The sequence below is a fragment of the Caulobacter sp. KR2-114 genome, assembly GCF_049446115.1.
GTDB lineage: Bacteria > Pseudomonadota > Alphaproteobacteria > Caulobacterales > Caulobacteraceae > Acaudatibacter.
On record NZ_JBMSEC010000005.1, the window covers coordinates 175,703 to 194,004 of the forward strand.

At 68.9% G+C, this 18,302-nt stretch carries 17 protein-coding genes; 10 read left to right on the forward strand and 7 right to left on the reverse strand.

The features are described from left to right. The first annotated feature begins 173 nt into the window (after positions 1–173). Positions 174–1,916, forward strand: coding sequence for a gamma-glutamyltransferase family protein (locus ACO2Q3_RS18500; RefSeq protein WP_423309242.1), 1,743 nt, complete (start codon positions 174–176; stop codon positions 1,914–1,916). Between the two features lie 11 nt (positions 1,917–1,927). Then, entirely contained in the window at positions 1,928–2,272 is a 345-nt protein-coding gene (locus tag ACO2Q3_RS18505; protein WP_423309244.1) for an MmcQ/YjbR family DNA-binding protein, read from the forward strand. Positions 2,273–2,459: 187 nt separating this feature from the next. On the opposite strand, the gene ACO2Q3_RS18510 is transcribed toward ACO2Q3_RS18505, so the two are convergent. Then, positions 2,460–2,690, reverse strand: coding sequence for a type II toxin-antitoxin system Phd/YefM family antitoxin (locus ACO2Q3_RS18510; RefSeq protein WP_423309246.1), 231 nt, complete (start codon positions 2,688–2,690; stop codon positions 2,460–2,462). Positions 2,691–2,791: 101 nt separating this feature from the next. Here ACO2Q3_RS18510 and ACO2Q3_RS18515 point away from each other — a divergent pair, with 101 nt between their 5' ends. After that, on the forward strand, positions 2,792–4,321 hold the full coding sequence (locus ACO2Q3_RS18515; protein WP_423309248.1) for a UbiD family decarboxylase: 1,530 nt from the start codon (positions 2,792–2,794) through the stop codon (positions 4,319–4,321). 204 nt (positions 4,322–4,525) lie between these two features. Here the strand turns inward: ACO2Q3_RS18515 and ACO2Q3_RS18520 are convergent, their stop codons facing one another. Continuing rightward, complete coding sequence (locus ACO2Q3_RS18520; RefSeq protein ID WP_423309250.1) at positions 4,526–4,984, reverse strand: MarR family winged helix-turn-helix transcriptional regulator; 459 nt, start codon at positions 4,982–4,984, stop codon at positions 4,526–4,528. An 80-nt stretch (positions 4,985–5,064) separates the two neighbouring features. Then, positions 5,065–5,586, reverse strand: a complete 522-nt coding sequence (locus ACO2Q3_RS18525) for a MarR family winged helix-turn-helix transcriptional regulator (RefSeq protein ID WP_423309252.1) — start codon at positions 5,584–5,586, stop codon at positions 5,065–5,067. Between the two features lie 256 nt (positions 5,587–5,842). On the opposite strand from ACO2Q3_RS18525, the gene ACO2Q3_RS18530 reads away from it, so the two are divergent. Continuing rightward, positions 5,843–6,484 (forward strand): DUF2459 domain-containing protein, encoded by a 642-nt coding sequence (locus ACO2Q3_RS18530; protein WP_423309254.1) that lies wholly within the window; start codon positions 5,843–5,845, stop codon positions 6,482–6,484. A gap of 83 nt (positions 6,485–6,567) precedes the next feature. Here the strand turns inward: ACO2Q3_RS18530 and ACO2Q3_RS18535 are convergent, their stop codons facing one another. Then, positions 6,568–8,631 (reverse strand): alpha/beta hydrolase family protein, encoded by a 2,064-nt coding sequence (locus tag ACO2Q3_RS18535; RefSeq protein WP_423309256.1) that lies wholly within the window; start codon positions 8,629–8,631, stop codon positions 6,568–6,570. A gap of 347 nt (positions 8,632–8,978) precedes the next feature. Next, a complete protein-coding gene (locus ACO2Q3_RS18540; RefSeq protein WP_423309258.1) occupies positions 8,979–9,281 on the reverse strand; it encodes a GIY-YIG nuclease family protein in 303 nt (100 codons plus the stop codon). Positions 9,282–9,658: 377 nt separating this feature from the next. Here ACO2Q3_RS18540 and rbfA point away from each other — a divergent pair, with 377 nt between their 5' ends. From rbfA to pnp, 4 genes are all read left to right on the forward strand, one after another. Then, positions 9,659–10,135, forward strand: a complete 477-nt coding sequence (gene rbfA / locus ACO2Q3_RS18545) for a 30S ribosome-binding factor RbfA (protein ID WP_423309260.1) — start codon at positions 9,659–9,661, stop codon at positions 10,133–10,135. Continuing rightward, positions 10,135–11,079: a tRNA pseudouridine(55) synthase TruB gene (truB, locus tag ACO2Q3_RS18550; protein ID WP_423309262.1), complete on the forward strand. Its 945-nt coding sequence runs from the start codon at positions 10,135–10,137 to the stop codon at positions 11,077–11,079. Before rbfA ends, truB begins: the two co-directional genes overlap by 1 nt. A gap of 14 nt (positions 11,080–11,093) precedes the next feature. Further along, positions 11,094–11,363 carry a 30S ribosomal protein S15 gene (gene rpsO, locus ACO2Q3_RS18555; RefSeq protein WP_423309264.1) on the forward strand — a complete coding sequence of 90 codons (270 nt, stop codon included), beginning with the start codon at positions 11,094–11,096 and terminating at the stop codon, positions 11,361–11,363. 317 nt (positions 11,364–11,680) lie between these two features. Further along, entirely contained in the window at positions 11,681–13,831 is a 2,151-nt protein-coding gene (gene pnp / locus ACO2Q3_RS18560) for a polyribonucleotide nucleotidyltransferase (RefSeq protein WP_423309266.1), read from the forward strand. 133 nt (positions 13,832–13,964) lie between these two features. Here pnp and ACO2Q3_RS18565 read toward each other — a convergent pair whose 3' ends face one another. After that, positions 13,965–15,176 (reverse strand): hypothetical protein, encoded by a 1,212-nt coding sequence (locus ACO2Q3_RS18565; RefSeq protein WP_423309268.1) that lies wholly within the window; start codon positions 15,174–15,176, stop codon positions 13,965–13,967. 295 nt (positions 15,177–15,471) lie between these two features. Here ACO2Q3_RS18565 and ACO2Q3_RS18570 point away from each other — a divergent pair, with 295 nt between their 5' ends. Both ACO2Q3_RS18570 and ACO2Q3_RS18575 read left to right on the forward strand, forming a co-directional pair. Beyond that, complete coding sequence (locus tag ACO2Q3_RS18570; protein WP_423309270.1) at positions 15,472–16,188, forward strand: hypothetical protein; 717 nt, start codon at positions 15,472–15,474, stop codon at positions 16,186–16,188. Between the two features lie 110 nt (positions 16,189–16,298). Then, positions 16,299–17,045: a transposase gene (locus tag ACO2Q3_RS18575; protein WP_423309272.1), complete on the forward strand. Its 747-nt coding sequence runs from the start codon at positions 16,299–16,301 to the stop codon at positions 17,043–17,045. A 51-nt stretch (positions 17,046–17,096) separates the two neighbouring features. Here the strand turns inward: ACO2Q3_RS18575 and ACO2Q3_RS18580 are convergent, their stop codons facing one another. Then, positions 17,097–18,296 carry a serine hydrolase domain-containing protein gene (locus ACO2Q3_RS18580; RefSeq protein ID WP_423309274.1) on the reverse strand — a complete coding sequence of 400 codons (1,200 nt, stop codon included), beginning with the start codon at positions 18,294–18,296 and terminating at the stop codon, positions 17,097–17,099. Between the last annotated feature and the right edge of the window lie 6 nt (positions 18,297–18,302).

The following is an 18,302-nucleotide window of genomic DNA, read 5'->3' on the forward strand; positions in this document are numbered from 1 at the left end:
GTACTTCCCCCAGTGGGGGAAGAGAACGGATCCTGCGGGCCGAGGCGCTGTCTCTCTTCCCCCTTTGGGGGAAGTACCGGCGAAGCCGGGGAAGGGGGCTCCAGCGGAGTGCTGACAGGGCCGACAAGCTGGGCCAAGCTCCCCACCCTCCCCGCGATCCAGAGAGTCTCCCCATGCGCCACCGCCGCCTGTACGAACCTGCCCCGCCCGGCGTCGCCGAAGCGGCTGCGCGCACCGACCTGATTCGCCCGGATATCCGCGGCGGCGACCGCATCGACGGGGCGGCGTGGGCGTCGCGGTCGACGGCCTGGGGGACGAGCGGGGCGGCGGCCACGGCGCATCCGACGGCGACCCTGATCGCCTTGGACATGCTGCGGGCCGGCGGCTCGGCGGTGGACGCGGCGATCGCGGCCAACATCGCCCTGGGATTCCTCGAGCCGATCGCCTGCGGCATCGGCGGCGACGCCTTCTGCATGCTGTGGGATCCGAAGGTCGGCAAGGTGATCGGCCTGAACGGCTCGGGCCGTTCGCCGGCGTCGCTCAGCCTGGAGGAACACCGCCGCCGTGCGCGGGGTGGCCTGATCCGCTCGCACGGCGCGGTCAGCGTCTCGGTTCCCGGGGCGGTGGACGCCTGGCGGGTGCTGCACGAACGCTATGGACGCCTGCCGTGGGCCGACCTGTTCGCCCCCGCCATCGCCCTGGCCGAGGCGGGCGTCCCGGTGGCGCAGACCGTGGCCTTCTACCTGCGGGTCGCGCGGCAGATCTTCACCCATCCCGACGCCGGCATCGAGGAGACCGAGAACTTCCTCAAGGTCTGGGCGCCGACCGGCCGCACCCCGGCCGAGGGCGAGATGTTCGCCAACCCGGCCCTGGCGCGCACCCTGCGGCTGATCGCCGAGGGTGGCGGGCGAACCTATTACGAGGGCGAGATCGCCGAGACCATCGGCCGCTATTCCGCGCGCATCGGCGGCTGGCTGTCGGCGGCGGACCTGGCCGCGCACCAGAGCGAGTGGGTCGAGCCGTGCTCGACGAACTATCGCGGCGTCGACGTCTGGTCGCTGCCGCCCAATACCCAGGGCCTCTCGACCCTGCAGATCCTCAACATCCTGGAGACCTTCGACATGGGGGCGATGGGCTTTCAGTCCACCGCCAGCCTGCACCACCAGATCGAGGCCAAGCGCCTGGCGTTCGAGGACCGGGCCCGCTATTTCGCCGACCCGCACTTCGCCGAGCTGCCGATCGACTGGCTGATCTCCAAGGACTACGCCGCCGAGCGGGCGAAGCTGATCCGGCCCGACCGGATCCTCTCCCCCGCTCATCCCGGCCAGGCGCCGTCGCAGGGCGACACCACCTACCTCTGCGCCGCCGACGCCGACGGCATGATGGTCTCGCTGATCCAGTCGAACTTCCGGCTGATGGGCTCAGGGCTCGCGCCGGACGGCCTGGGCTTCATGCTGCAGAACCGCGGCGAGCTGTTCCACCTGGCTGACGGCCACCCCAACGTCTATGCGCCGGGCAAGCGGCCGTTCCAGACCATCATCCCCGGCTTCGCCACGGTGGGCGACGCGCCCTGGCTGGCGTTCGGGGTGATGGGCGGCGACATGCAGCCCCAGGGCCAGGCGCAGATCATCCAGTCGCTGGTCGACCACGGCCTGGACATCACCGCCGCCGGCGACGCCCCGCGCTGGCGTCACGACGGCTCCAGCGAACCCACCGGCGAGGCCGCCAAGGGCAATGGCGTGGTGCACCTGGAGAGCGGCGTGCCCGCCGCCACCCGCCAGGGCCTGGCCGACCTGGGCTGGACCTTCGGCCCCTCGGACGGCACGCTGGGCGGCTACCAGTGCATCCAGCGCTGGCCCGGCCGCTATGCCGCCGCCACCGAGATGCGCAAGGACGGGATCGCGCTGGCCTACTGAAGGAGGCTCCCATGACGGTGGACGAGATGCGCCGGATCGTGCTGGGCTTCCCGGGCGCGGTGGAGGGGACCTCCTACGGCCAGCCGGCCTTCCTGGTGGGCAAGACGTTGTTCACCCGCCTGCGCCGCGAGGACCAGAGCCTGGTGCTGATGGAGGTCCCGTTCGACGAGCGCGAGATGCTGATCGAGGCCGAGCCGGCCACCTTCCACGTCACCGCCCACTACAAGGACTATCCCGCCGTGCTGGCGCGCATCGACACCCTGCACCCCGGCTCGCTCCACGCCTTCCTGGAACGCCGCTGGCGCAAGCTGGCGCCAAAGACGGCGGTTCGGGCGTGGGACGCGGCGAAGGGGTAGGGGGCGAAACCCCTCACCTTCCCAATCGCTTCGCGATCGGGCCCCTTCCTCTCCCTCTGGGAGAGGAAACGTAAATCATTGCCGGCACGGAGAAAATCACCTCTCCCACAGGGAGAGGGAGGGGCCCATGGCGCAGCCATGGGAAGGTGAGGGGTTCCGCCCTTCGCCGCCCGGAACGCGTCGCCGCTCAGAACTCGTCGTGGATCATGGCGTTGAACTGGCTCATCACCTCGGCCATCTGCTCCTCGGGCGGCAGGGCGGCGAGGCCGTCGGCGGGGGGCGTGGGGGCGCTGTCCTGGACGGTCAGGCGCGCGACCACCAGCCCGCCCTGCGCCAGCACCAACTCCTCGCCGGCGGCCAGCTCGGCCAGCAGCCTGGCGACGCGCGGCGGGAGGTCGTCGAGGTCGATCTGGGGCATGGCGAGAGTTTAGCGAACCCTTGCGCGGCGTGGAAAGAGGGGCGCTGTACTTCGCCACCCCCACCGCCTAGCTTCCGCCCGCCGAAGACCCCGGAGACCTCATGGCCTATCGCAGCCTGCGCGACTTCATCGCCCGCCTGGAAGCCGAGGGCGAGCTGGTGCGGGTGAAGACGCCGGTGTCGACCGTGCTGGAGATGACCGAGATCTGCACGCGGCTGCTGGCCGAGGGCGGGCCGGCGGTGCTGTTCGAGAACCCGGTGCGCGCCGATGGCCAGCCCTCGCCGATGCCGTGCCTGGTCAACCTGTTCGGCACGGTCAAGCGGGTGGCCATGGGCGTGACCCTGGGCGAGGAGGCGCGCGCCACCGCCGCGGACCTGCGCTCGGTGGGGGAACTGCTGGCCTTCCTGCGCAATCCCGAGCCACCGCGGGGGATGAAGGACGCCCTCGACATGCTGCCGCTGGCGCGCACGGTGATGGGCATGCGGCCCAAGACGGTGAAGAACGCCCCCGTGCAGGAGGTGGTGCTGACCGGCGACGACATCGACCTGAACGCCCTGCCGATCCAGACCTGCTGGCCGGGCGAACCGGCGCCGCTGATCACCTGGCCGCTGGTGGTGACCCGCGGCCCCGGGGCCGAGCGCTCCGACGACTTCAACCTCGGCATCTACCGCATGCAGGTGCTGGGCAAGGACCGCACCATCATGCGCTGGCTGGCGCACCGCGGCGGTGCGCAGCACCACCGCCGCTGGAAGGCCGCCGGCAAGCGCGAGCCGCTGCCGGCCTGCGCCGTCCTGGGCGCCGATCCGGGCACCATCCTGGCGGCCGTGACCCCGGTGCCGGACACCCTGTCGGAATACCAGTTCGCCGGCCTGCTGCGCGGGGCCAAGGTGGAGCTGGTCAAGGCGAAGACCCAGCCGCTGCTGGTCCCGGCCGAGGCGGAGATCGTGCTGGAAGGCGAGGTGCTGCTGGACGACTACGCCGATGAGGGGCCGTACGGCGACCACACCGGCTATTACAACTCGGTCGAGCCGTTCCCGGTGTTCCGCATCACCGCGATCACCATGCGCAAGCGCCCGATCTACCTGACCACCCACACCGGCCGCCCGCCGGATGAGCCCTCGGTGCTGGGCGAAGCGCTGAACGAGGTGTTCATTCCCCTCCTGCGCCAGCAGTTCCCGGAGATCACCGACTTCTGGCTGCCGCCCGAGGGCTGCAGCTACCGCATCGCGGTGGTGTCGATGAAGAAGGCCTACCCTGGGCACGCCAAGCGGGTGATGATGGGCGTCTGGAGCTACCTGCGCCAGTTCATGTACACCAAGTGGGTGATCGTCGTGGACGACGACATCGACGCGCGGGACTGGAAGGACGTGATGTGGGCGCTGTCGACCCGCATGGACCCGGCCCGGGACATCACCGTGATCGAGAACACCCCGATCGACTACCTGGACTTCGCCTCGCCCGAGAGCGGCCTGGGCTCCAAGATCGGCCTCGACGCCACCAACAAGTGGCCGCCGGAGACCAAGCGCGAGTGGGGAACCGAGATCCGCATGTCCGACGACGTGGTGCAGGCGGTGAGCGACAAGTGGGCGGCCATGGGCCTGCCCGGCTCGGGCAAGGCGATCTGGAAGTAAGCGCCCTCGCGGCGCCCTCGTAACCCCTCACCTTCCCACGCCCTGACCGGGCGCGGCCCCCTCCCTCTCCCTATGGGAGAGGTGATTTTTGCTTACAGGTCCGCAACTTACAGTCACTTCTCCCGTGGGTAGAGGGAGGGGCCCGTTGCGGAGCAACGGGAGGGTGAGGGGTTGCGAGGCCTGCCGGTTCGCCCCCCCGCCCCCTTACTCCCGGTCGTTGGCGGGGTCGGCGTAGTGGATGATGCCGTCGCGGGCGCCGGGGTTGGGGGCGAGGTTGGCGGCCATGGTCATCAGGGTGCGGGCCGCCTCGCGCTGCACCGGCTCGGGGATGCCGCGCAGCAGGCGGGCGTTGTAGCCCAGCACCACGGCCACCGCGTCGCGGTGCGCCTCGCGGCCGGTCTCGGTGATCTCCAGGAACACCTGGCGGCGGTCCTTGGGGGTCGAGGTGCGGGCGACCAGACCGGCCTGCACCATCTGGTCGGCGATCCGGGTCAGGCTGGTGCGGTCCATCGCCGTCAGGTTGGCCAGGTCGGTCATTCGTGTCCGGCCAAAGCGCACCAGCACCCCCAGCACCCGGTAGCGGCTGGTCGACAGGCCGAGCGGCCTCAGCCCCTGGTCCAGGGCGCTGTCGCGCATCAGCGCCATGGACGAGGTCAGATGCATCACGAAATCAACAGGCGTCAGAGGAAACTCCCCTCTGGAATCGGGCGCGTAGGGCGCGGGCGGCAGGGCGCGGTCCATGCCTAGTCCCGCGCGAAATCGAGGATACTGGCCAGGGTGGCGGGATTGTCGGTCTGGTTACGGATGATGCCGGTCAGCAGCCGGGTCACGGCGCGCAGGCTCTCTTCCGGCACCCCCCGGGCGATGCGCTGGTTGCAGTCGGCGATCACCGCAAAGGCCTGGGCGTGGCGCGCGCGGCCCTCTTCGGTCAGCTCGAGCAGCACCTGGCGGCGGTCCTTGGCCGCTCCCGCCCGGCGCACCAGGCCGTCGGCCACCAGGTGGTCGGCGATCCGCGTCAGGGTGGTGCGGTCGACGGTCGAGTAGTTGGACAGCTCGGTCATGGTGCACGCGCCGCAGCGGATCAGCACCGACAGGGTGCGAAAGCGGCTGATGGTCAGGCCCAGCGGCTTCAGTTCTGTGTCCAGGGCGGCGTCCCGGAACAGCACGATCGCCGCCAGCAGATGCAGCACGTAGTCGGTCGGGGCGAACGGAAATTCGCCCGCCTCGTCGATCGACGCTACTCTTGGCTGGACGGAACCGTTCATGCCCACCCTTACTCACGCAGCCAGGAATCTCTGGCAACCGTGCACCCGCACTGGGTGTGTTTGCATTATTTCGGAGATCGGCGATAGCCCAATCTTGACCCGGGCTGCGCCATTACCGGCCGCCGTGGTCGACAGGCCTCAGGCCACAAGGCAGGCCCGGCAAGGCGTCTGACCGGCGCCGGACAGAACCGAGGGGGTGGAATTGGCATCACAGCGCCCACAAAGACGCCGGCGGCTTTCCCCTGTGGCGGGTACGGTGACGCTTGCCTTGCTGCTCGTCACGGTGGTTACGGCGCGGCGCGGCGATCCCAGGCTGTATCCACCGCCGTCCGCGGGACAGACGGCGACGGTATATCTGGTCGACAACGGCTTTCATACCGACATCGCGCTGCCGGCCCAGGCCCTGGCCGGACGGCTGTCCGGGCGCGCGGCGGCGGCGGTGACCGGGCGGCCCTGGGTGCTGGTGGGCTATGGCGACCGCAGCTTCTATATCGCCCAGGGGACGTCCCCGGCCCGGGCGCTCGACGGGCTGCGCTCGCTGTTCGTGCCGGGCAATCCGGCGGTGCTGCGCTTCGACGGCCTGGCCGCCACGCCGGACCGGATCTGGTCCGACGGGGTGAAGCCGATCCGGCTGTCGCCCCAGGGCCTGGCCGCCATGGCCGGCGCCATCGACGCCAGTCTCGCGCGCGGCGCGGACGGCGCCCCCGTCGTCACCCCTGGCGCCAGCGAACCGCAGAGCGGCTTCTTCGCCGCCCGCGCGCCCTTCAGCCTGCTCCACCTGTGCAACCACTGGACCGGCGAGATGCTCAACGCCGCCGGCCTGCCCACCACCCCGGTGCTCGACACCCTGCCGGCCGGACTGAAGCTGGACCTGAAGCTGCGGGCGGGCGTGGGGTAGGGGCCGCGCCCTCCCCGCCCCCTCGTCACTCCGCCCAGGGAGAACGTTGCCGGGGAGCGCGGGCGCGCCAGGACCGTGGCGGCTTACGACGCCGGGGCGATGTGCGCCTTCAGGAAAGTCGCGATCTCGGTGAGGGCCGCCCGCATGTGTTCGTCGCTCCAGGCCGGGTGGCCCTCGTACGGGGTGGAGATCAGGCGCACGTCCTTGCCGGCCTTCTTCAGGGCGCTCTCCATCACCTGCGACTGGTCGGGATCGACGATGTCATCGTCCATGCCGTGCAGCAGCAGCACCGGCGGGCCATATTTGGCGGCGTAGGTCACCGGCGAGGCCTTCACCAGGGCGTCATGGTCCTTGTCTGGGTCGCCCATCAGCGTCACCCAGTGGCCATAGCGCGAGTGTTCCTGCTCCCAGCCGCTCTCGTTCTTTTCCCATTTCAGGCTGCGGATCAGGTCGGAGATCCCGGCCCAGCTGACCACGCACTTGTAGAGCTCGGGGTGGCGCGCGCCGGCCATCAGCGCCGCGTAGCCGCCGTAGCTGATGCCCATGGCGCAGATGCGGGCGCGGTCGATGCGACCGGTGGCGATCGCTGCCGCCACGGCGTCGTCCAGGTCGTCCTGCATGCGACCGTTCCACTGGCGGTGACCGGCGTCGGCCCAGGCGACGCCGTAGCCGGCCGAACCGCGGAAGTTCACCTGCAGCACCGCATAGCCCCGCGTCGCCAGGAACTGGACGATGGTGTCGTAGTCGTAGTCGTCGCGCGCCTCCGGCCCGCCGTGCGGCAACAGCACCATCGGCAGGGGGGCTTTAGCGCCGGCGGCGGCGGCCCCAGGGGGGACAGTGAGGTACCCCGGCACCTGGATCCCGTCGCGGGCCTTGAACACGAAGCGTTCCATGTGCCCCAGCCGCTCGGCCGGCAGGTCGGGGCGCACCGCGCCCAGGGTGGCGACGGAGTGCTTCTGGTCGTCGTAGAGCACGAACTCGCCGGGATCGTCGGGCCCGCTGACGCGCAGCAGCCACCAGTGGCCGTCGTCGGAATAGGAGACCGGTTCGATGTTCCGCTCGCCGTGGAAATAGCGGCTCATGGCGTTGAACACCGCCTGGCCGTGCGGGTCCTTGAAGCTGCAGACCAGCGTGTCGACCTGGTAGCAGGCCGCCGCCATCTCCAGCGAACCGCCCTTGTACAGGATGCGGGTGACGTCGTAGCCGGCGTCCCGGATCAGCGGCGGCCCCAGGGTGCGGCTGTGGAAGTCGTAGAGCCGAACGGCGCGCGCCGAGCCGTCGCCGGGATCCTTCGGCTTCACCGCCACGTACATCGCCGCAGGATCGGACGACGGCCCCAGGATCTCGAAGTCGGCCAGTTCGCCGTCCACGTCCTTGGGGTGGATGCGGGCCACCTCCACCCATTTGTCGCCGCCCGGCCCCCGCGCCGAGATGATGTTGCCGTTCCAGCCTGCGCTGTAGCGGCCGATCACCGCCCCCTCGCCGTTGGTGACCCAGCCGATGATGTTCGGCGCGCTGGGCTCGACGATTTCGGCGGCGCCGGTATGGATGTCGGCCTTCCACAGGGCGTCGCGGCCGCTGATGTCCTGGGCCAGAGCCAGGACGTGGTCCGGGTCGCCGCGCAGACGGTCCTGCAGGCGCATGAAATAGCGGTGGTTCATCCGGCCCCAGGTGTGGGGGTCGTCGCGGAACAGCATCACCTCGTGGCCGCCCTCGCGATCCACCGCCATCAAGGCCAGGGAGTACTTGCGCTTGCTGATGTCGGCGTCGGCCTTGCCACCCCAGTGCTCCACCTTGCTCAGGGTCACCCCCAGCACCAGCCGGTCGTCGCCCTTCCAAACCACCCAGTCGTAATCGAGGTCCTTGTCGGTGCTGACGCTGGCGAGGCTCGACTGGCCGCTCTGCAGGTCGCGCACCAGCACCGCCTGGCCGTCGCTGCGCCGGATCAGCGCCGCCACGTAGCGGCCGCTGGGCGACAGCTCGGCGTCGTGCAGCGCCGCCTTGGCGTAGAAGGTCTCAACGCTGAGCGGGCCACTGGCGGCCGGGGTCGGGGCCGCCGGCGGCGCGGCAGCCGGGCTCTCGGCGCGCGCGGCCGACAGGCACGCAAAGGCAAGCAACAGGCCCACGGCCGCCTGGATACGCAACACCCGAAACTCCCCCGACCCGAAACAACCTTGGCCTGAACCCTGCCCCGCCGCCAACGCCCAAGGCAAGGGGGCTCGCCTGCCGATGCGCCCCATCCTTCGTCCTGCCGGCCGGAGTGCTGCGCAGAGCCTCCCCGCTCTCTCGTCACCCCGGCCGGAGCGCAGCGGAGAGCCGGGGCCGGCGGTGCAGGCGCCGAGACGAACTCCAGCGCAGCACGGCGCGGGCGGCGGCCAACCCCCGTCTTCTGAGGAATGGCACGGCTGGCCCCGGCTCTCCGCTTCGCTCCGGCCGGGGTGACGAGGTGGAGGGCGCTGCGGGGAGGAACTCCGGGCCCCGCCACCGCGGCGCGCTATTGGTTCAGGGTGAGGGCGAGGTTGGTCCAGTCGGGGTTCATCTGTTCCACCAGCTGGAACTTCCAGGCGCGGCGCCAGCGCTTGATGCGTTTCTCGCGCAGGATCGCCTCGATCATCATCGCGTGCGGTTCGTACCAGACCAGCAGCCCGCAGCCGTGCTCGCGGCTGAAGCCGGCCAGAACCCCCTGCTGGTGCTCGAACACCCGCCGCGGCAGATCGTTGGTCACGCCCACGTACAGAACGCCGAATGGCCGGCTGGCCAGCATGTACACGGCGGGATAGGGGAACCGCTGGGACATGCGAAATGTTGCCGGTTTGTTCATGAAGAGTCATCGGGAAAATCGGCGCCGCTATCTCTTTCTTGCCCCCTCTCTCGTCACCCCGGCCGGAGCGCAGCGGAGAGCCGGGGCCGGCGGTGCAGGCGCCGAGACGAACTCCAGCGGAGCGCGGCGCGGGCGGCGACCAAGCTCCGTCTTCTGAGCGCCCGCGCGGCTGGCCCCCGGCTCTCCGCTTCGCTCCGGCCGGGGTGACGAGGTGGAGGGCGCTGCGGGGCGGAACGCCGGGGGAGCGGCGGGAAGGTCCCGCCGCTTGCCAATCTCGCCCCTGGGGACTAGAAGCCCGCGCTTTCCCGCGCCCCGGTGTTCGATCCGCCGGCCGGGGGCTGAAGATGAAGACCATGTCCCGACACACAAAGCCCGATCACCGCCGGCCCGCCGCCGCCGGTCCCTCGCAACGTCAGCTCCGCGCGGGCGAGCTGGTGCGCCACGCCCTGGTGGAGATCCTGCGCGAGGAGGAGATCGAGGCCCTGAACGGCGCCTCGGTCACCGTGTCGGAGGTGCGCATGAGCCCCGACCTGAAGCACGCGATCTGCTTCGTCGAGCCGCTGGGCGGCGACAACGCGGCGCAGGTGGTGGAGGGGCTGAACAAGGCCGCGCGGTTCCTGCGCGGGCGGCTGGGCCACGCCATCGCCCTGAAGTTCACCCCGGACCTGAAGTTCCTGCACGACGAGAGCTTCGACGCCGCCACGGCGATGAACCGGCTGCTGGACGACCCGCGCATCCGCCGCGACGTCGAGGGCGGCCGCCTGGCCGACGTGGCCGGCGACGACGATGAGGTCGACGACGAGAGCGACGCCGAAGAAGACGCCTCCTGATGGCCCGCCGCAGGAAGGGCGACGCCGTCAGCGGCTGGATCTGCCTGGACAAGCCCCTGGACCTGACCTCGACCCACGCGGTCAGCCGCGTGCGCCGCGCGTTCAACGCCCAGAAGGCCGGCCACGCCGGCACGCTGGACCCGCTGGCCACCGGCATCCTGCCGCTGGCGCTGGGCGAGGCGACCAAGACCGTCCCGTTCCTGATGGACGCCGACAAGACCTATCGCTTCACCATCGCCTGGGGGACGACCACCGCCAGCTTCGACCGCGAGGGCGCCGTCACCGCCACGTCGGACGTGCGCCCGACGGTGGCGCAGGTCGAGGCCGTGCTGCCGCGCTTCGTCGGCGAGATCGAGCAGGTGCCGCCGGCGTTCTCGGCGATCAAGGTCGACGGCGAGCGCGCCTATGACCTGGCCCGCGAGGGCGTCGAGGTGGAGCTGGCCGCGCGCAAGGTGACCATCCACGCCGCCCGGGTCATCCCCGCCCGGGAGGGGGACGCTTCCGACCCCAACCACGTCGAGATCGAGATCGACTGCGGCAAGGGGACCTACGTCCGCGCCCTGGCCCGCGACCTCGCCGAGGCGCTCGGCGCGTGCGGCCACGTCAGCGCCCTGCGACGTCTGCGCGTGGGCGCCTTCACCGTGGATCGGGCGATTACGCTGGAATCCCTGGAAGACTTGTGCCATAGGGGCGCCGCTCTGGAGGCCCTGCTTCCGGTCGAGACCGCGCTGGACGACATCCCGGCCCTGGCCCTGACCGCCGAAGACGCCTTCCGACTGACGCAGGGACGATCGGTCGTTCTCCTCCCCCGCCAGGTCGAAACGCTGAAGGCGCGGCTCGCCGCTTCCCGAACCGTTTCCGCCACGCACGGAGGAAAACTGGTCGCCTTGTGCGAGATGCGCGCGGGCCGGCTCAATCCCACGCGGGTCTTTCATCTCACCTGAGCCGGAGAAACCCGATGTCGATTACGCCCGAGCGTAAGCACGAACTGATCGAGACCCACGCCCGCTCCGCCGGCGACACCGGGTCCGCCGAGGTCCAGGTCGCGATCCTGTCGGAACGCATCTCGAACCTCACCGAACACTTCAAGACCCACAAGAAGGACAACCACTCCCGCCGTGGCCTGCTCAAGCTGGTGTCGCAGCGCCGGAGCCTTCTGGATCACCTGAAGAAGTCCGACGAGAGCCGCTACACGGCCATCATCGGCACGCTGGGCCTGCGCCGCTAGGCGACGACCCCAAGCTGACCTGCCTCAACGCGCCTTTTCGACGTCCCCTGGCTCGCCCCGTGCGGTCGGTGGATGCGCGAGGGCGCGTTTTGTGCAATTAAGCCGCTAGACGACGTTTCCCGCCCACGCCGTGACAGGCCGGACGGCGGGAACTCCAAAGGGCCATGTGGCCCGCTTACACGCCGAGGGCTCACACAGCAGTCCTCATCCGCCTGTCGCAGGAGAGGACCTCCGGAACCGCCCTCAAAAGCCAGACCGCCCCTGTCCGCCCCCTGAAGGAATGGGCCTTCGGGATCGATAAGAAAGCAAAACCTCACATGTTCGATATCAAGCGCAAGTCCATCGAATGGGGCGGCCGCAAGCTGACCCTCGAGACCGGCCGCATCGCCCGTCAGGCCGACGGCGCCGTGCTCGCCACCTATGGCGAGACCACCGTCCTGGCCACGGTCGTGTTCGACAAGGCCCCCAAGCCGGGCCTGGACTTCTTCCCGCTCACGGTGAACTACCAGGAGCGCACCTATGCCGCCGGCAAGATCCCGGGCGGCTTCTTCAAGCGCGAAGGCCGGCCGTCGGAAAAGGAGACCCTGGTCTCCCGCCTGATCGACCGTCCGATCCGCCCGCTGTTCGTCAAGGGCTTCAAGCACGAGACGCAGGTTGTCGTCACCGTGCTCAGCCACGATCTGGAGAATGATCCGGACATCGTCGCCATGGTCGCCGCCTCCGCGGCCCTGACCATCTCCGGCGTGCCGTTCATGGGCCCGATCGGCGCCGCCCGCGTCGGCTTCATCGACGGCGAATACGTGCTCAATCCGACCGCCGACCAGCAGAAGGACGAAGCCAACCGGATGGACCTGGTGGTCGCCGGCACCGACGACGCGGTGATGATGGTCGAGTCCGAGATCGAGGAACTCACCGAAGAGCAGGTGCTGGGCGGCGTGGTGTTCGCCTCCAACGCCTTCAAGCCGGTGATCCAGGCGATCATCGAGCTGGCCGAGCACTCGGCCAAGGAACCCTTCGACTTCACGCCGGAAGACACCGACGCGCTGAAGGCCAAGGTCAAGGATCTGGTCGGCGCCGACATCCGCGCCGCCTACGCCATCACCGCCAAGGGCGCGCGCCACGACGCGGTGGGCGCGGCCAAGGCCAAGGTCATGGCCGCCCTGGCCCAGTCCGACGCCAACCCGCAGGGCTACCTGCCGGCCAAGCTGTCGGGCGTGTTCAAGGAATGCGAGGCCGACGTCGTCCGCCGCTCGATCCTGGAAACCGGCCTGCGCATCGACGGCCGCACGGTCGACAAGGTCCGCCCGATCGTCTCGGAAGTGTCGGTGCTGCCGCGCACCCACGGCTCGGCCCTGTTCACCCGCGGCGAAACCCAGGCCCTGGTGGTCGCCACCCTGGGCACCGGCGACGACGAGCAGTTCATCGACGCCCTGGAAGGCACCTACAAGGAATCCTTCCTGCTGCACTACAACTTCCCCCCCTATTCGGTGGGCGAGACCGGCCGCATGGGCTCCCCCGGGCGCCGCGAGATCGGCCACGGCAAGCTGGCCTGGCGCGCCCTGCGCCCGATGCTGCCGAAGAAGGACGAGTTCCCCTACACCCTGCGCCTGGTCAGCGAGATCACCGAGTCCAACGGCTCGTCCTCGATGGCCACGGTTTGCGGTTCCTCGCTCGCCCTGATGGACGCCGGCGTGCCGCTCAAGAAGCACGTCAGCGGCATCGCCATGGGCCTGATCCTGGAAGATGACGGCTTCGCCGTGCTCAGCGACATCCTCGGCGACGAGGACCACCTGGGCGACATGGACTTCAAGGTGGCCGGCACCGCCGACGGCATCACCAGCCTGCAGATGGACATCAAGATCCCCGGCATCACCGAGGCGATCATGAAGCAGGCCCTGGAACAGGCCAAGGGCGGGCGCATCCACATCCTGGGCGAGATGGCCAAGGCCCTCGACGGCGCCCGCGAGGACGTGGGCGAGTTCGCGCCCAAGATCGAGACCCTGAGCATCCCGGTCGACAAGATCCGCGAAGTGATCGGCACCGGCGGCAAGGTGATCCGCGAGATCGTCGCCACCACCGGCGCCAAGGTCGACATCCAGGACGACGGCACGGTCAAGGTCGCCGCCTCCGACGGGGCCAAGATCAAGGCCGCCATCGACTGGATCAAGTCGATCGCCTCCGAGCCGGAGATCGGCCAGATCTACGACGGCAAGGTGGTCAAGATCGTCGACTTCGGCGCCTTCGTGAACTTCTTCGGCGCCAAGGACGGCCTGGTGCACGTCAGCCAGATCGCCAACGAGCGCGTCAACAAGGTCTCCGACGTCCTCACCGAAGGCCAGACCGTAAAGGTCAAGCTCCTCGGCTTCGACGACCGCGGCAAGACCCGCCTCTCCATGAAGGTCGTCGACCAGGAAACCGGCGAAGACCTCTCGAAGAAGGAAGAGGCCAAGGAAGAAGCCGACGCGTAAGGGCTGAGGCTGAGGCGGGGCGTCCGGGGCGTAAAGCGCCGGGCGTCAGCGCTGACTTAGTGAGGTTGAGAGAGGCGGCGTCCGAAGGGACGCCGCTTTTTCTTCATTTGTGGCAACTTCGCAAGAGACGGGCTCAACCAAAAAAACGTTCGATGTTCTCAGCGTATAAGAACATTGCAGTGTCGACAACTGGCAGGACGGAGCTCCACAACGTCAGTAGAAGTAAAATAAACATCACACTTCTCCTCGCGATCTTTCGAGGCGGAAGGCCAGTTTGTCCCGCGTACCAAGCCAATCGAGCGAGGGAAATGGCCATCAAGCCCGCGAGGACTTCGCTAAATAGCGTAACTAGCCAGGTGCCTGAGCATATCATGGCCCTGCTGGAGCCGATCGTGCCTATTCTGCAGTGAGTATCGCCAACCATCAACTGCAACAATAAGAATATAAGTGATAGACACGTTGGAATTGTTGACGAAATTAGGGCAATATTCGCGCCATCTCGCGCCATATCTAATATCGAGCCTCTCGCTGCAAATGAGAGGGCTGCGGCAAGCCCGCCTGTCAATAGGAAGCCATACCAGAAAATCAAGTATAATGTGGACGAGCGTTGAGTTGGATCGACGCCGGCGAGATCGATTGACAACAAACCAAAGTTTAGAAGAAGCGACATCGGTTCGAACGTAAAATTTCTGGTCCATGGTGTTATGACCATGCGTTGACGGAACAGTTTTTCCAGATCACGGGAGTATCCCAGCAAATAGAAATCTGGCTCCGCAACGCCATATGCGTAGTTTTTCCCGCCACAGATTGTGTTCATCTGGCTGCGAAGGAGTGAATCAAGCCGCTTGGCATCGCGTTCGTCGATAGGTGCCTGAGTCAGCGAATTTATGGTCGCATCAGAGTGGAGCCGCGACCGCGGCGCATTCATCCATGCCTGTGTTTGGCGGCCTAAAATTGTGACGGCGCACGGCTGAGGACTTGGCGGATCCCATGGCACCGCCGAGAGAGAGCGAGCCTCCACACCGACTCGGAAGGCGAAACCCTCACGCCCCCCTAAGAACTCGACGTGCTGGACATGAGGGGTTGTGGCCGTCTGGGCACCGTTTACCAGTATGAGGTGAGGTGCGTAGCTCCCCTGCATGAGTCCAAGTTGGCTGCCAGACTGCGCATAGTAGGAGGCGACGATGATTGCTGTCGCGAGCGCCGAAAACATCGCGAAACTCTGAACCACCGTTGGGCGCGTTCGGAAACGGCGGTCGTGCAGGAAGCGATAGGGATCAATATAGAAATCCCAAGATTGCTTAAACATTGTCGGAGTGAGTCGAAGGAGATCGATTACCCACATGATGCACCCCGCAATCTGGCTCTAGTCCTGAGGACTGACGCACATGGTGTCAAATTCTATTCCCACGAGAGATTTTGGTGGATGATTTCGTTGCGGGAACGGAAGCGCACAACCTGAGGGCTCTGGCTGCCCACGATCCTCGCGCTCGGCTGAACTCGGCCTGTGGGCGCGCTGCCCGCCTCGGCCCGCCGGCGGCCTCGCCCCTGCCGTCCAGCTCGGCCCTCCATGGAGTTGCGGGCGGGGGAAGCAAGCGTCAAGGTTGCTCTAAACGATTTCTGGCCAGCGAGAAGGCGGCATGGATTTCTTTCGGAGTGGGGTCGGCCCCTTCATCAGCACCGTTATGGCGGCTGTGGTCGCGGGCGTCGCCCTCAACCATCTCTATGAGCAGTTCGGCCAGCAGCGGGTACATGGCGGCCTCAAGCGACTGTTCTCGCTACTGAAGGCGGTGACGTCGTGGGGCGCAGTGGCGCTGGCCGCGTTCGGCTTGGTGGACTGCGTGCGTGACGCCTACGTCCAGAATCGCCACAACCTCTACAGGCGGGTGGAGTCGTATCCCCCGAGGCCCACGGCGACCGCCAAGCCCGACGCCATCGCCTTCTACCGAGCGGTGCAGGGGCTGATGCGTGACTGCGACGTCGCCCAGGCGGGCCAGATGGTCGCGCTGGGGGGGGCCGATCCGGTGAGCAAGTACCAGGCGGCCAAGGGGGTGGAGCGCAGCTGCGACCTTAACGGCCGCGAGTACAGGCTGACGCTGCCCCGCAGCGCGGGTCACGATATCGCCCTGTCGCTGGGAAAGGCCAGCAGCGACTGCGCCATGGCGGCCCTCTACCGGATCATGTCGGCGAACGACCTCGACGCTGGGCTCAAGCGGGGCGACGACGTCGTCAAGCTCGCCCGGTCGAGGGATTCCGGCGCGGAGGCGCTGATCTTGCGGGGTCGGTGCGAGACCGGGCTGCGCGCCGCCATGCGTCCGCTGGGTGTGACCGACGCCGACTTGGCGGGCGCAGCCTGAGGGAGCGAACCCGTCACGCGCTTCAGGCAGTCATGGGGAAGTTCCGGGGACATGATACCTATTTCCGCCCGCCTGCTCCCTAAACGTTCCCACCGTGCTAACCCTCCCCCATGGCCCGCCTCGCCCGCGTCGTCGTCCATGGCATCCCGCATCATGTGACCCAGCGGGGCAATCGGCGTCAGCCGATCTTCTTCGAAGCGGGCGACGAGGCGGTCTACTGCGCGCTGCTGGGCCAGGAGTGCCGGCGTCGCGGGGTCGAGGTCTGGGCCTATTGCCTGATGCCGAACCACGTCCACCTGATCCTCACGCCCGCCGATGAGCGCGGCCTGGCGTTGGCGGTGGGCGAGGCGCACCGGCGCTATACCGGCTTCATCAATGCGCGGGCGGGATGGACGGGCCACCTGTTCCAGAGTCGTTTCGCGTCCGTGCCGATGGACGAGGATCATCTGGCGGCGGCGGCGCGCTATGTGGCGCTCAATCCGGTGCGCGCGCGGCTGGTCCAGCGGGCGCGGGACTGGGCCTGGTCCAGCACTCGCGCCCACATCGCCGGCGCGGATGACGTCCTGGTGACGGTGCGGCCGCTGCTGGAGCGGTTCGGGGATTTCGCGGCCTTGGTCGCCGAGGGGGAGGACGTGGCCGGCAGCCAGGCGATAAGGGCGGCGGAGACGACGGGGCGTCCGCTCGGCAGCGCGGCGTTCGTCGAGCGGCTCGAGCGGGTGCTGGGCCGAAAGCTCGTCCCCGGCCGGCCGGGTCGAAAGCCGAGGCCCCAGGAGGCCGGACCGCAGGCGGCGCTTTGGGAAATGGGTATCATGTCCCCGCAATACGGGCGCCCGGCCCGGCCGATCAGTCGCCCGTAAGCGACGGCGCCGCTGGCCCCGGTCTGCGCTCCGCTCCGCGCGGGGCGGGGCTCATCTCCCCGCCGCCGCCTTCATCAGCAAGTTCGCGGTCGCCTCCGCCGACCCGTCGCCGGTCAGGGCCACGGCGATGAACAGGTTCTGCGCGGGGGCGTAGAGGCTCACCGCCTTGACGCCGGGGGCGCCGCCGCTGTGGCCGATCCAGTAGAGGCGGCCGGGGCCGTCGCCGACGTCGAACAGCATCAGGCCGAGGCCGTAGAACATGCCGGGCTGGAACATCGGATAGGGCCGCTGGAGCATCTGCGCGCGGGTGGCGGCGGGCAGCAGCTGGTCGCGGGTCAGCAGGGCCTGCTGGAAGCGGACCATGTCGGCGGCGCTGGCGGCCAGGGGGCCGGCGGCGCCGGGCGCAGTGATGTCGATGGCCGGCTCGCCGGCGGTGTCGGAGACCGGGGGCTGGACGTCGTCGGTGGACGCCTTGGGGCCGAGGGCGCGCAGGGCGGTGAGGCCGAGGGGGGTGACGAGGCGGGCCTGGATGGACGGGGCGAGGGGGCGGCCGTCCACCTGCTCGACCACCCGGCCGAGCAAGTCGTAGCCGGAGTTGGAATAGCGCCAGCGCTCGCCCGGACAGGCCATGGCGCCATGGCGCCTGAGCACGGCCAGTTCCTCGTCGGCGCTCAGGGCGCGGTTCTGGCGGTGAACCTGCAGGTCCTCGTTGGCGCTGAAGAGGCCGCTGGTGTGGGCCAGCAGCATCTCCAGGGTGATGGCCTGGCCGTTGGGGACGCCCGGGACCCAGCGGGAGATCGGGTCGGAGAGCTTGATCCGGCCCTCGTCCGCCAGCTGCAGCACCACCGCCGCGGTGGCCTCCTTGCCGACGCTGGCCCAGTAGAACACCGGGCGGCCTACCGGGGGCTGGTCCCCCGCCTCATGGCGGGCGGTCCAGAGGCCCTTGCCCGGGACCCCGACGGCGACGGTCATGGCGTGCGCCCGGGTCGCCTTGAAGGCGGTGTCGAAGGCGGCCTGCAGCCGCGCGGCGGTGGCGGCGTCCAGGTCGCCGGCCAGCGGCAGCCCCGCCGCGGCGGGCAGGGGCGCGGGCGGCGAATGCAGGGCGCCGCCCTGGTAGGGCGCGGCCGCCGCGCAGGTCACCGGCCGGTAGTCCGCCGCCACGGCGAAGTCGCCGCCCAGGGGCGCGCCGGCAAGGGGCGCGCCGGCAAGGGCCGCGACGGTGGCGACGACGGCAAGGATCGACGCGCGCATGCTCAC